Annotated in this window: 2 protein-coding genes; both read right to left on the bottom strand. The window is 65.3% G+C overall.

What is annotated here, in order from left to right:
- Window positions 1–41: 41 nt before the first annotated feature.
- Complete coding sequence (locus LOY67_RS12925) at window positions 42–1,304, bottom strand: glycosyltransferase (RefSeq protein WP_265067540.1); 1,263 nt, start codon at window positions 1,302–1,304, stop codon at window positions 42–44.
- Between the two features lie 434 nt (window positions 1,305–1,738).
- The gene (locus LOY67_RS12930) at window positions 1,739–15,325 is read right to left on the bottom strand and encodes a non-ribosomal peptide synthetase (protein WP_265067541.1); all 13,587 of its coding nucleotides are present in this window, start codon (window positions 15,323–15,325) and stop codon (window positions 1,739–1,741) included.
- Window positions 15,326–15,328: the final 3 nt, after the last annotated feature.

The raw sequence follows: 15,328 nt of genomic DNA on the forward strand, positions 1-15,328 counted from the left end.
GTAGGTGACTGGTTCATCCTTGATTACGCGAGTGGCCTGCGTTACGCGGCCCGTGACCTGGCTGTGCGGGCGAGTGCCTCGATCTGTAGCGCTGCCGCTTCACTGGCGCTGTCACCACTTGGGATCAGCGTGCGATAGCGCTCGCAACTGGCGCGCACCTCCTGGCTGTTCAAGACCTTGTCCAGCGCTGCGGCCAGCGACTCGGCGGAGGCGGGCGGGAAGACTCGCACACCACAGCCCAGGCGCTCCATCCGTGCAGCGTTGTCGAACTGGTCATGAGCAAATGGCGTGGCGATCTGTGGAACGCCGGTCGCCATGGCCAGGGCCGTGGTCCCGACGCCGCCGTGGTGTACCAGCGCTGCGCTGTGGGGCAGGATGCGACTCATCGGCACGTAGCGCCGTACCAGGATCCTGCCTTCGCTGGACACCGTCGGGTCCACCGGCTGACTGGTCAGGAACACGCCGCGGCGGTTGGTCAATTTCAGGGCCTCGACCGCCGCGGTGAAGTACTGCTCGCCATTGACCATGGTCGAACCGGGGGTGAACACCACCGGTGATGCTTCGTTCAAGAAGTCTTCCAGTTCGGCATCGATCGGTTGGAAACCTGATTCGTCGAACAACGGGAACCCGGTCAGGACGGTCTGGGTGGGCCAGTCATGTTGCACCGGGGCGAACCAGTCCGGAAACAAGCCCAATACCCGATCAGGCGAGGAAATCCACTGGCTGATGATGCGTTTGGTCGGCGGCAGCCCCAGTTCACTGCGGAAACTGTTGAGTTCCGGTGCCATGACCCGGTCGAGAAATGCTCGTTCGATCACTCCCAGCAGCAGCCGTTTCACGGGATACGGCACGAAGGCCGGCAGGTTGGCGCCTGGTGGATGGGTCGAGGGGGCGGCGGCCGACCAGAAACCGAACGGCGAGACCTGCGCGGTGACCAGTGGGATACCGTGTTTTTCCTGTAGCAGACGCGCGGAAAATGCCCACAGGGACCCCAGCATGACAGTCTCGTCGTCGCAGGCCTGTTCCAGCAGTCGATACTGTTCGCGCAGGGTGCTGGCGATGGTTTTCCAGAGGGTCGGCAGCGACGTGCGCGGATGCCACAGCGCGGGGTCGGCCATGACCTCTTCGTATTCCTCACGGGTGCCCAATGGCAAGAAGTTGAAACCACAGCGCTCGATCAACGGCGCGAACGCCGCGCTGGCGCAAAACGTGACCCGGTACCCGCGCGCCAGGAGCGTGCGGCCGATCCCGACAAATGGATGAACGTCACCGGCTGAGCCGACGGCCGTAATGATCACATGCATAAGGTTCCCTCCAGAGTGATCCTGCGGTGGTAGGCCACCCTGATCAGCAACAATCAGAGACTCCGTCCGTGAACTCCGTCCACTAAAACGATTCAGCCTGTCGGGGGGCATTAGGCATGGGCAGGGAGCAAAAGTCTGTGGCGGAAAACGGGGACACTCGACGGCTGGTAGTCGCAGCAGGCTCCCACAGGGTTTGGTGGCATATACAAGTACTGCGTACACCCCGAATCCAATGTGGGAGCGAGCCTGCTCGCGATAGCGGTGGGTCAGCTGGCATCAGTGTCGAATGTGCCGCCGCCATCGCGAGCAGGCTCGCTCCCACAGGGTTGGTGGCATGTACAAGTACTGCGTACACCCCGAATCCAATGTGGGAGCGAGCCTGCTCGCGATAGCGGTAGGTCAGCCAACATCGAGTTGACTGACCCACCTCTACCCTATGACACCGCGCGAGCCTTCAATGCCTGGGACATTGCCTCGCCGAGCCTGGCCACATGAGGGGCCTTGACCAGGGTGTTGTGGTTGCCGGGAAGGGCGGTCACGCTGACCTGCTCATTGAGCAACCCGCGCCAGCCCAGGGTCGGGTCGTCGCGGTGCTGTTCGCTCGCGGTGAACAGCGATACCTCGAGCGGGCTCGGTGGGCTGACATAGGCGCCGATGGCCTGCCGCATCGCATAGGCCACCCCCAGGTGGGTGCGCAGCAGGGCGGCGTCGATGTCGTGGGGCAGTTCCTCCGGTAACAGGCGGTGGCTGATGCACAGTGTCAGCATCGCATCGATGGCCGAGTGTTGCGCCAGCTCTGACAATTGTCCGAGCAGGTCGGGGGCGATCTGTTCGGGCAGCCAGGCCATCAGGAACTGCGCTTCGCTCAGCGCTTGCGTCGGCACCGGATCAGGCCGTGCTGACGCGTCGATGATGCCGAGGAATTCCACGATCTCACCAGCGGCCAACAACTGACGGGCCATTTCATAGGCGATCAGCCCACCAGCCGACCAACCGGCAATCCGGTACGGCCCTTGCGGTTGGACCTGACGGATGCCCGCCAGGTAACGCGTCGCCATGGACGGCACATCCGACAGCGGCGCTTCTCCCGCCACCAGGCCACTGGCGGCCAGGCCATAGACCGGCACCTGGGGATCCAGCGACGGCGCCAGGTCCCGGGCGTATTGCACCTCGCCACCGAGTGGATGCACCAGGTACAGCGGCCGCTGGGAACCGCTGCGACGGATCGGCACCAGATTGCTGTTGGCGCCCGGCCGGGCCTGCCCATCGAGGGTCCTGGCGAAGCCGGCAATGGTCGGTTCGACAAACAGGTCGCGCACGGCGATGGGCTTGCCGAGCACCTTGCGCAGACGTGACGCCATCTGCACCGCCATCAACGAAATACCGCCGAGGCTGAAAAAGTCATCGTGACGGCTGATGCGCTCCTGTTTGAACAGATCCTGCCAGAGCGCCGCGATGGCGATTTCGGTATCGCCCCGAGGCGCTTCGTAAGGCAAGGCTGGGACCGGGTTGTCTTCGGTGCTGGTCGGTGAGGTCACGGCGGTGACCGAGCGCACCAGCGGCGGGGTGCTTTCCAGCAGTTGGCCGATGGATTGTCGTGGATCGGTCACCAGGTTTTCCAGCACCTTGGCGAACAGCTCGGCAATGTTCTGCACGGTCTCCCGGTCGAACAGATCGTTGGCATATTGCAGGCTGCCGCCGATGCGCTCGCCATTGTCGATCAGCGACAGCGACAGGTCGAACTGGGTGGTGTTGTGCGGACTTTCCAGGGTTTGCACCGCGAGCCCCGGCAGTTGCAGCGGTGCCGGGGGCGTGTTGTTCAGGCTCAACATCACCTGGAACAGCGGGCTGTGGCTCATGCTGCGAGTCGGTTGCAGCGCACTGACCACTTGCTCGAACGGCAGGTCCTGGTGACTGTAGGCTGCCAGGGTCTGGTCCTTGATCCGCGCCAGCAACTCGTCGACACGGCTGTCGCGCCCGGTGTCGACCCGCAACGCCAGGGTGTTGGCGAAGAAGCCGATCAACGCCTCCAGCTCCGGACGCTGACGGTTGGCCACTGGCGTGCCGACCACCACATCGTGTTGGCCGCTCAGGTGGCTCATCAACACCGACCAGCCGGCCAGCAGCACCATGAACAGCGTGCTGCCCTGGGCCTGGCTGAAGGCCCGCAGCTCGGCGCTGAGGGACACTGAAAAGGCATAGTCGACAATGCCGCCGGCATAGCTCTGTATCGCCGGACGCGGGCGATCCAGCGGCAGGTTCAACAGCGCGGGCGCGCCTTCCAGATGTTGCCGCCAGAAGTCGATCTGCGCCTGCAAGGCCGGGCCTTCGAGGGATTTGCGCTGCCAGGCGGCGTAGTCCACGTATTGCAGCGCCAGTGGCGGCAACGGGTCTTTCTGGCCTTGGGCGAAGGCGCTGTAGAGTACGCTCACCTCACGGGCCAGGACGCTGTTGGACCAACCGTCGGAGACGATGTGGTGCAAGGTCATGAACAGCACATGCTCCTCGTCCGCCAGTTGCACCAGGTGGCCGCGCATCAACGGCCCCTGGTTCAGGTCGAACAGCTGCGTGGCGTTGACCTGGCCGAGGCGCTTCAGGGTGATCGAGCGTTCGTCGGCCGGCATCGAGCGCAGGTCCTGTTGTTCCAACTGGAAGCGGTAGTCGGCCGGGGCGATCTTCTGCACCGGCTCGCCGTCCACCAGCTCGAAACGGGTGCGCAGGGTTTCATGACGCGCCACCAGACGATCGAGGGTCGCCTGCAAGGCCGCCTTGTCCAGCGAACCCGTCAGGCGCAAGGCCAGGGGCAGGTGGTAGGCGGCGCCAGCGGCGTGGTCCAGGTGATCGAGGAACCACAGCCGTTGCTGGGAGAAGGACAACGGCAGGCGGCCTGAGCGATTGGCCAGTGGAATCGATGCCGCCTCGTTGGGCGACGCGCTGTGGACCAGCGCGGCGAGGCCACGCACGGTCGGTGCGTCAAACAGTTCGCGCAGGGTGATCCGCGCGCCCAGTTTGCGGCGCAGCCGCGAGAGCAACTGCACGGCGAGCAACGAGTGGCCGCCCAGTTCGAGGAAGCCATCGTGACGGCCGACCTGATCCAGGTGCAGCAGGCCTTTCCAGATCTCGGCAATGGCGATCTCGGTATCCCCCAGCGGCGCCTCGTAGGCTTTGCTGGCGAGGGACTCCTGGCCCGGTTCGGGCAGGGCGCGGCGGTCGAGCTTGCCGTTGGCGGTCAGGGGCAAGGCGTCCAGGTGCACAAAGGCGCTGGGCACCATGTACTCGGGCAGGCCACTCAACAGCGTGCTGCGCAATTGCTCGGCCGGGACCGGCTCGCCGCAGACGTAGGCGACCAGGCGTTTGTTCTCCGCGTCGCCCTGGCTGTCCTCACGGGCGATCACTACGGCTTCGCGGATACCCGGGCAGGCCACCAGGGCATTCTCGATCTCGCCCAACTCGATCCGGAAGCCACGGATCTTCACCTGGAAGTCGTTACGCCCCAGGTACTCCAGCGTACCGTCGGCCAACCAGCGACCGAGGTCGCCGGTCTTGTACAGGCGTGCGTTCGGCTCAAGGCTGAACGGATCGGCCATGAAGCGCTCGGCGCTCAGCTCCGGCCGGTTCAAATAACCCCGGGCCACACCAACACCGCCGATGTGGATTTCCCCGGCGACGCCCAGCGGCGCTGGCTCACCTCGCGCATCCAGCACGTGGACCTGGACGTTGGCAAACGGCCGGCCGATGCTCGGCCTTTCACCCAGGTCACGGATCAGGTCGATGGTGGCGTCCACCGTGCACTCGGTGGGGCCGTACATGTTGTAGAAACGGATGCTCTGGCAGTTGCGCAGCTTCTCCCAGGTGGCGGCGTTGATCGCCTCGCCCCCCAGCAACACGCTGACCGGTTGGTAGCTCTGACGCTCCAGCAGACCGGCGGCGAGCAGAGTATCGAGCTGCGACGGGGTGGAGTCGAAGGCATGCACCTGGTGCTGTTCGAGGAAATCCAGTAACTCGCTGCCGCTGGCGCGGATCAGTTGCGGGATGATCACCAGGCGGTGGCCGGAGAACAGCTGGGAGATGCCCTTGATCGACATGTCGAAGAAGAACCCAGCGTTCAGGGCCACGGTAGCCGGGGTCGGGCAGTGCTGGTGGGTGGTGCGGGTCAGCACGTGCCAGAAGTTGAACACCGAACGGTGCTCGACCATCACGCCTTTGGACTGGCCGGTGGAGCCGGAGGTGTAGATCACGTAGGCCAGATGGTCCGCGGTCAGGCCCGCTACCTGTGGGTTGCTATCGAAAGCCGCATCGTCCGCCGCTTGCAACGATTCCACGATGTCCAGCAGCAATACTGGCAGCTCCCCGGACGGCAGGGACAGCGCCGATTGGGTCAACAGTACCTGGGGTTGACTGTCAGCCAGCATGAACGCCATGCGCTCCGCCGGGTGAGCCGGGTCGATGGGCACGTAGGCCGCGCCGGCCTTGAGCACGCCCAACAGGCCAACGATCATCTCCAGGCTGCGCTCGGCACAGATCGCCACGCGCTGATCGGGTTGCACGCCAAGGTCGAGCAACTGCCGGGCCAGGTGGTTGGCGCGGCGATTGAGCTGGCGATAGCTCAACTGGCGGTCTTCGCAGACCAGGGCCACCGCGTCAGGGTTGGCCTGCACCTGGGCTTCGAACAGCTGGTGGATCGGTTGCGCCGCACCGAAATCGCTGGCGGTGCGGTTGAAGTCCTCAAGCAGCAACTGGCGTTCGCTGGCGGGCACTACGTCGAGGCTGCTGGCGAGGCGTTCCGGCGACTGCTCGAGGGCATCCACCAATGCAGCCACGGCTTGGCCAAGATAGGCGGCGATGCGTTGCGGATCGATGCCAGTGATGGATTGAGCCGTCAGCGAGAAGCCGTCAGCCACATTCGCCACGGCGATTTCGATGGGGTAGTTGGTGCGGGTTTCCGAGGCGATGAAGTGCATGCCTTCGTGCTCGCCCATGTCCTCGACATTTTCCCCGGAAGCGTTCACCAGGTCGCCATGACGGCAGTTGAGGATCACCGTGAACAGCGGCAACGAAGCGTCCACCGCGCTGCAACGCTGGGCCAGGGCCAGGGAGGCCTGTTCGTGGGTCAGCAGTTCGCTCAGTTGCTGGTAGGCGTCATGGACGATGTCGCTGACGGTGTGCTGCTGCAAGCGGATGCGCATCGGCAAGGTGTTGATGAACATGCCCAACGCATGGTCGGCGCCGGCGGTGCCTTGGGAGCGACCCGACAGCACCGTGCCGAAAATCCCGTCGTCGCGGCCGCTGGTCGCGGCTACCACCAGGCCCCACGCTGCATGGAACAGCACCGAGGTCGGCACTCCTTGCCGGCGCGCCGTGTGGCGAATCCGGGCGCTGAGTTCGTCGCTCAGATACTTGACCGAGCGTTGGATCCCGACGCCGCTGCCGCGGACATCCAGCATCCCGTAAGGCGCAGTGGTGGTGTCGACATCGGCCAGCAAGCGTCGAAAGTAGGCTTCGTGCCCGGACTGGGGCACGCTGGCAGCCTGGGCGATGAAGTTGCGGTACGGCTGGGACGGCGGCAGGCTGTGGGCCTCACCGGCCAGCACTGCCTGAATCTCACGCATGATCAGGCGCAGGGTCACATTATCGCTGACCAGGTGGTGGTCGAGCAGCGCCAGCAGCCATTGCCCGCGAGGCTCGTCCTGGATGATGTACGCGGCGATCAACGGCGCCCGCTGCAGGTCGAGGCGCAGATGATGGGTGTCGGTGGTGTCACGCAGGATCTGCAAGGCGTCTTCGCCGGGGAAACACTCCAGGGTCACCACCGGCAGTTGCGCCTGGCGATGGACGATCTGCACCGGCTGCGGCAGGCCCTGCCAGCGCAGGGCGCTGCGCAGGATATCGTGGCGATCGATCACCACCTGCACGGCGGCCAGGAAATCATCGAGCAACTGGCGCCGATTGAACGTCACCACCGTGCGCATCAGGTAGGCATCGCCTTCGGACTGCAACAGGTGGTGGAACAGGATGCCTTCCTGCAACGACGACAGCGGATAGATGTCCTGCACATTGGCAGCGCCGCCGGGAACATCGGCGACAATCTGCTCGATTTCCTGCGGGCTGAGGGTCACCAGCGGCAGCATGTGCGGTTCGATGGCCGTGCAGTCAACGGGGATCAGGTTCGCCGGCACGACCCGTTGCGCGTTGTTGCCGCCGGCCAGGACAGCAGCCATGGCCTTGAGGGTTGGTGCCGAGAACACCGTGCGCACGTCCAGTTGCAGGTCGGCCTGGCGCAGACGTTCGATCAGGCTGATGACCAGGAAGGAATGGCCGCCGAGTTCGAAGAAGTGGTCCTGGCGACCCACCCGTTCTAGCCCGAGCAGTTCCTGCCAGGCATTGGCCAGAGTGATTTCGATCGTCCCCAGCGGCGCCTCATACTGCTGGCTCGCGGCGGCGGAGGCGTCCGGTGCCGGCAGGGCGTTGCGGTCCAGCTTGCCGTTGGTGGTCAGCGGCCAGGCCGCGAGGGTGACGAAGGCACTGGGCAGCATGTGCTCGGCCAGCACGCTCGCCAGTTGGCTGCGCAAAGCCGACGACTCCACAACGACCCCATCATGGGCGATCAGGTACGCCACCAGGCGCTTGTCGCCGGGTTGGTCTTCGCGCACGGTCACCAGGGCTTCGCGGACTTCGGCGCAGGCCAGCAGTTGGGCCTCGATTTCCCCCAGCTCGATGCGGAAACCACGGATCTTGATCTGCGAGTCGTTGCGGCCCACGTAGACCACGCCGCCGTCGGCGCGGTAGCGGGCGACGTCGCCGGTGCGGTACAGCCGCGCACCCGCTTGTGACGCGAACGGGTCGGGAATGAAGCGCTCGGCATTCAGCTCATCGCGATTCAGATAATGCCGGGCGACACCGGCGCCGCCGATATGGATCTCGCCATTGACCCCCACCGGCACCGGTTGCCCATAGTCGTCGAGAATGCGCAGGCACAGGTCGGGCAGGGGGGGGCCGATCAGGCTTGGCGCGCCCGCGTCGATTTCATCCTGGCTGACCGGGTAGTAAGTGGCGTGCACGGTGATCTCGGTGATGCCGTACATGTTCACCAGGCGCGTGCGGGATAGCGCCGTGCGGGCGGTCCATGGCCGCAGGCTGCGGAAGTCCAGGGCCTCGCCGCCGAAGATCACCTCCCGCAGGCTGTGCTCCAGGTCGCTGCGCTCACGGGCCTCGATGAACTGGCGGAACGCGCTCGGGGTCTGGTTCAGCACGGTCACCTGTTGCTGGCAGACCAGTGCGTAGAAGTCGTCGGGCGAACGGGCCACGTCGCTCGGGACCACCACCAGTTTGCCGCCGTAGCTCAGCGCGCCCCAGATTTCCCAGACCGAGAAGTCGAACGCAAAGGAGTGGAACAGCGTCCAGACGTCGTTGCGAGTGAAGTCGAACAGTTGCGCAGTGGCGTCGAACAGGCGTGCGACGTTGCCGTGCTCCACCAGCACCCCTTTGGGCAGCCCGGTGGAACCCGAGGTGTAGATGACGTAGGCCAGGTGCCGCGACGTCAGGCCGAGGGCGTCGGCGTCCGGATTGCGGTCCAGCTCTGGCAGGTCATCGGCCGCGAGGTCTTCGTCGAGGCTGACCACCGGCACGGCGTGCCCAGGCAGCGCGTCGAGGCAGTCCGGTTGCGCCAGCAGTGCTACCGGGGCGCTGTCGTCCAGCAGGTAGCCGAGCCGTTCGGCGGGGTAGGCCGGGTCCAGTGGCACGTAGGCCGCCCCGGCCTTGAGCACCGCCAGTACCGCGCAGACCATTTCCACGCCACGTCGGGCCAGGATGGCGACCCGATCATCGGGGCGCACGCCTTGGGCCAGCAGCGCCTGGGCGATGCGGTTGGCGCGGCGGTTGAGGGCCTGGTAACTCAGTTCCGTTTCGCCGAAGACCAGGGCAATGTTCTGGGGCTGGACGGCGGCGAGTTGTTCGAAGCGCTGATGAATCAACGCTTCGGGGCTGAACACGGCCTTGGGCGGCAGCACCGCCGGCGAGGCCAGGCGCTGTGCCGGGCTGAGCAATGGCAAGGCCAGCGCCGGTTGCTCGACATCCGTCACCATCGCTTCGAGCAGGGTCTGGAAATGCTGGGCGAAGCGCTCCACGGTGGGGCGGTCGAACAGGTCGGTGGCGTATTCGATCACCCCGGCCAGCATTCCGCCGTTATTGCCCAGCGTCAGCATCAGATCGAACTGTGAAGTTTCATGGGCCTGGGCTACAGGGATCAGAGTCAGGCCGGGCAGGTCCAACTCAACACCACCAGGGGTATTGTTCAGCGACAGCGCTACTTGGCACAGCGGGTTGTGACTCAGCGAGCGCGGCGGCTGTACAGCTTCGATGACCTGTTCAAAAGGAATGTCCTGATGCTCGTAGGCAGTCAAGGTTGTCTGTTTGATCTGTTCCAGCAACTGCACCACGCTCGGGTTCTGCGTCAGGTCGACGCGCAGGGCCAGGGTGTTGACGAAGAAGCCGATCAGGTTTTCGGTCTCGGTGCGGCTGCGGTTGGCCGTCGGTACGCCGATGACCACGTCTCGTTCGTTGCCCAGGCGCGCCATGAGCACCGACCAGGCACTGAGCAGCGCCATGAACAGGGTGACGTTGTGTGCCTGGCAGAACTGCTCCAGGCGTTCGCGCAAGGCCGGGGCGATGGTCACCGCAACGTCGCCGCCGCGGTAGCTTTGCATCGCCGGACGTGGGCGGTCGGTGGGCAGGGACAGCAACGCCGGCGCGCCTTCCAGATGCTCACGCCAGAATCCTGCCTGGCGATTGAGCCGTTCGCCGTCGAAGGTCTGGTGTTGCCAGGCTGCGTAGTCGGCATATTGGATCGGCAACGCCGGCAGGGGATCGGGTTGCTGCTGGCTGAAGGCCCGGTAGAGGGCGGCGAATTCCTTGACCAGCACACCCACCGACCAGCCGTCGGAGATGATGTGGTGCTGGGTGATCAACAGGATGTGTTCGTCATCGGCCAGGCGCAGCAGGCGTCCACGAATCAATGGCCCACGGCTCAGATCGAACGGCGCCAGGGCCTCGGTGTTGCCGATGCGTGACGCGCTGAGGCTGGCCTGCTCATAGGGCAGCGCGCGCAGATCCTGTTCGGCCAGGATGAAGCCGCAGTCCGCCGGGGCGATGACCTGCACCGGTTGTTCGCCACGGCGTTCGAAGGTGGTGCGCAGGCTTTCATGCCGGGCCACCAGGCGGTCCAGCGCGGCCTTGAGAGCCGCCCGGTCAAGATCGCCGCGTAGCAGCAAGGCCGCCGGCATGTGATAAGCGCTGCCGGCGCCGGAATCGAGCTGGTCGAGGAACCACAGGCGTTGCTGGGCGAACGACAACGCCAGCGGCCCGTTGCGGTCGACCTGGCCGATGGTCGCGGCCTCGGTGGTTTGCGGCTGACCCACCACCCGCGCCAGCTCCTCCACGGTGGGATGGCTGAACAGCTCGCGCAGCATCAGCTCGCCGCCCAACTGTTGCCGTACCCGGGACACCAGTTGTGCGGCCAGCAGGGAATGCCCGCCCAGCTCGAAGAAACTGTCATGGCGACCCACGCGCTCCAGGCCCAGCAACTCCTGGAAAATCTGCGCCAGGGCGGTTTCGGTAGCGCCCTCGGGGGCGGTGTAGCCGCGCTCGGACATGGCGCCCAGGTCCGGCTCGGGCAAGGCATCCTGGTCGAGTTTGCCGTTGGCCGTCAGCGGGTAGGCGTGCAGGCTGACGAAGGCCGTCGGGATCATGTAGTCGGGCAGGGTGGCCCCCAGTTGCTTGCGCAAGGCCGCTACTTCCAGCACCGCGCCCGAACGGGGAATCAGGTAGGCGATCAGGCGTTTGCCCTGGTTCGCGTCCTCACGGGCCAGCACCTTGGCTTCCCGCACGCCCTCACAAGCCAGCAGCTTGGCTTCGATCTCCCCCAACTCGATGCGGAAACCACGGATCTTCACCTGGGCGTCCATCCGGCCCAGGTGCACGATCTCGCCATTGTCCAGCAACTTGCCCAGGTCCCCGGAGCGATACAGTCGCTCGCCGGGACGGAACGGGTCGGCAATGAAGCGTTCGGCGCTGAGGGCCGGACGGTTCAGGTAGCCACGGCCGACCCCCAGGCCGCCGACGCAGATCTCACCGGCCACGCCCACGGGCAGCAGCCGCTGCTGGGCGTCGAGCACATAGGCGACGGTGGTCGGAATCGGCCGGCCGACGTTGGAGATACCAGCGGCGATGTCCGCCGCGCCAATGGCTTTGTAGGTGACGTGGACACAGGTTTCGGTGATGCCGTACATGTTCACCAGTGCCACATGCCCGAAGGCACGGTGGAAGGCGTCGAGCTTGCCCAGCTCCAGGCTTTCCCCGCCGAAAATCACGTAGCGCAAATGCTCCAGACGCACATCCGCCGCGGCCAGTGCGGCGGCACTGAGCTGGTGGAACGCCGACGGAGTCTGGTTCAGCACCGTCACCTGTTCGCGTTCGAGGAAACCCAGCAGTGCTGCCGGATCGCGACGCAGGGTCTCGGGCACCAGGGTCAGGCGGGCGCCATGGAGCAGCGCGCCGAAGATTTCCCAGACCGAGAAGTCGAAGGCGTTGGAATGGAACAGCGACCAGACATCCTCGGCATTGAACTGGAAGTCCGGGCGGTTGTTATGCAGCAGGCGCACGACGTTGCGGTGTTCGAGCAGCGCACCCTTGGGTTCACCGGTGGAGCCCGAGGTGTAGATCACATAGCAGAGGTGGTCCGGGCTGTTGACGTTGGCCGGATTGGCGACGCTGGCGTCGACGCTGCCGAGGGTCGGATCGAGGACCTCGATACCCAATGCCTGCAACGCCGGCTCCATGGCCTGGCGAGCGATGGCCTTGCGCGCGCCGCTGTCGCGCAGCACATAGGCAATGCGTTCCTGGGGCGAGGCCGGGTCGATGGGCACATAGGCGCCGCCAGCCTTGAGCACCGCCAGGGTGGCGACGATCATCTGCACCGAACGCTCCAGGGCAATCGCGACCAACTCCTGGGGGCGCACACCGGCAGCGCGCAAACGGTGGGCGAGACGGTTGGCCTGTTCGTTGAGCTGGCGATAGGTCAGTTGTTCCTGGTCGAGGTTGACCGCAATGCGCTCCGGGGTCCGGCGGGCCTGCTCCTCGAAAATCTGTTGCAGGGTCAGGGTGTCGGGCCAGGCCGCTTCGCTGTCGTTGAAGTCGATGATCTGCCGCTGCCGCTCGGCGGTATCCAGCAGGGGAACGTCGTCGACGCGTTGCTGGAAGTCATCGACGAAGGCTTCCAGCAGGCGCACGTAATGACGCATCAGTTGCTGGATGAAGGCAGGGTCGAAGAACTCCGCGTTGTACACCACATGCCCGGCCCAGTGTTGCTCAGCCGCGTTGATCAGCAGGTGCAGGTCGTTCTTGCCATAGCCCAGGTTGCTTTCCAGGGTGTTGACCGCCAGCCCGGCGACCAGGGCGTTGCTGTCGCTATCGCGTTGGAAGTTGAACAGGACGTCGAACAGCGCGGTGCGACTCATGTCCTTGGCCGGATTCAGCGCCAGCACCAACTGGTCGAACTGCATGTGCCGATGGCGCAGGGCCTGGGTCAGGTTGCCGGTGGTCTGTTCCCAGAGCTGTTGCAGGGTGGTGTCGCTGTCGCAGAAGCCGCGCATGACCAGCAGGTTGTCCAGCGGCCCGACGATGTCGTGCAGGATGGCTTCACGGCAGGCGGCCGTGGTGCCGATCACCAGTTCATCGTGGCCGGCATAGCGGCGCAGCAAGGCGGTGAAGGCGCTGAGGGCCAGGCTGTCGCTGCTTGCGCCGACTTCCCGGGCCAAGGCTTCGAGGCGGCGAACCAGCGACGCTTCGAGGGTGAAGGCGTGGGTCGCTTCGGCGAAGACGTGCACGGCCATGCGCGGGCGATTGAGCGGCAGCTCCAGGGCTTGCAGCTTGCCGCGCAACTGATAGGCCCAATAGGCCCGCAGGTTCTCCAGCACCGCGGCCGGGAGCTGGCGTTGCCAGGCGGCAAAGTCACCATAGCCCAGCGGCAGGGCCGGCAGTTCGGCGTCGCGTTCGGCGCAGGCGGCGGCATAGAGGGCCAGCAGGTCGCGCTTGAGCAACTGCATGGAGGTGCGGTCGGCCAGCAAATGATGTACGGCAATCGCCAGCACGGCGGTGCGTTCGTCCGCTTGCACCAGGCTGGCGCGCACCAGGCTGCCGCCGTTCATGGCCAGCGGCCGGCGGGTCTCGGCCAGGGCCTGGGCGGCGAGGGTGTCCGGGTTGCCCTGGAGCCGTTCAAGGGGCAGGGTGGCCGGCCCGTCGAAACGCTGCCAGGCGCTGGCGCCGTCGCTCGACAACCGGCAGCGCAGGATAGTGTGGCGGGCCAGCAGGCCGTCGAGGGCGGTTTGCAGGGCCGTTTGATTGATCTCGCCGGTCAGCTCCAGCAGCAAGGGGATGTTGTGGTAGACCGGGTTGGCGTCGTACAGGTAGCCGGTCTCGAAGGTGTCGACGAACCATAGCCGCTCCTGGTGATAGGACAGCGGCATGCGCTCCGGCACCGGCGTCAGCGCGGTGATGGCCGGCAGGGCCAAGGGCGGGTCCAGTTCCAGCGCACCGACACGGGTGTCCGGGGCTTCGGTGAAACACTGCAGCAGGCGCTCGAAGCGCGCGGCGAGGCGTTCGATGGTGGCGGCGTCGAACAGGGTGGTGGAATACGACAGGCTGCACGACAGGTTCGGGCCGCTTTCGTCGATGTGCAAGGACAGATCGTGTTGGGTCGTGTCCTTGGCCGAGGGCAGGAACTCCAGGTGCAGCCCCGGCAGTTGCAACCGATGGCCGCTGGCCCCTCCGGCATTGGTGTAGAGCATGGTCTGGAACACCGGGCTGTAGCTGGCGCTCCGTGCGGGTTTCAGGGCTTCGACGACCTGTTCGAAAGGTGTGTCCTGCCGGGTGGATGACTCCAGCATCAGATCCTTGACCTGCCGCAGCACCTGATCGAGGGTCGGATTGGCGTCCAGACGCACGCGCAGCGCCAACGTGTTGACGAAGAAACCGATCAACGACTGGACATCCTGGCGGTCGCGGTTAGCGACAACGGTGCCGATCACCAGATCCTGCTGGCCACTGATCCGGGCCAGCAGCACCGCCCAGGCAGCCATCAGGGCCATAAACGAGGTTGCAGCGCGGGATTTGGCGAACTGGCCGATAGCGCTGGACAGCGACGCGGACAGCTCGAACTTCATGGTTTCACCACGATAGCTCAGTACCGCCGGCCGCGGCCGGTCGGTCGGCAGCGAAAGCAGCGCCGGGGCACCGGCCAGGTGGCTGCGCCAGAACTCCACCTGCTGGTTCAGACGCTCGCCTTCCAGATGCTGGCGTTGCCAGGCGGCATAGTCAGCATATTGCAGGGCCAGCGGTGGCAGGGGGTCGGGCCGCTGAGCGCTGAATGCCTCATACAGCGTGGCAAACTCCTTGACCAGAATGCCGATAGACCAGCCATCGGAGATGATGTGATGTTGAGTGATCAACAGGATGTGCTCGTTGCTGGCCAGGCGTAGCAAGCTGCCACGGATCAGCGGGCCATGGAGCAGGTCAAAGGGCGTCAAGGCCTCGCTTTCGGTCAGGCGAGCCGCCTGTTGCTCGACCTGATCCCGGGGGAGGTGGCTTAGATCGTGTTCCACCAGGGTGAACCCGCATTGCTCGGGAGCGATGACCTGGACCGGGTGTTCGCCTTCGCGGCGGAAGGTGGTGCGCAGGCTTTCATGTCGGGCCACCAAACGGTCAAGGGCCGCCTTGAGGGCCGGTTGATTCAGCTCGCCACGCAGCAACAACGAGGCGGGCATGTGATAGGCGACGCTGGCTGTCGGGTCCAGCTGATCGAGGAACCACATCCGCTGCTGGGAAAATGACAGCACCAACGGGCTGTTGCGGTCGACGACAAGCATCTCGTCGGGCGTGGTATCGATGACCCGTGTCGCTCCGCGTTGCTTGAGCAGTTGCAGGAGTGCGGCACGTTTCAACTGGTCGAGACTATCGTTATGTTCGTTCAATTG

The organism is Pseudomonas sp. B21-056, assembly GCF_026016325.1.
GTDB lineage: Bacteria > Pseudomonadota > Gammaproteobacteria > Pseudomonadales > Pseudomonadaceae > Aquipseudomonas.

What these genes read in the sequence shown, in the direction of transcription:
- LOY67_RS12925 (WP_265067540.1), bottom strand. Translation starts at nt 1,304, where the DNA reads ATGCATGTGATCATTACGGCCGTCGGCTCAGCCGGTGACGTTCATCCA.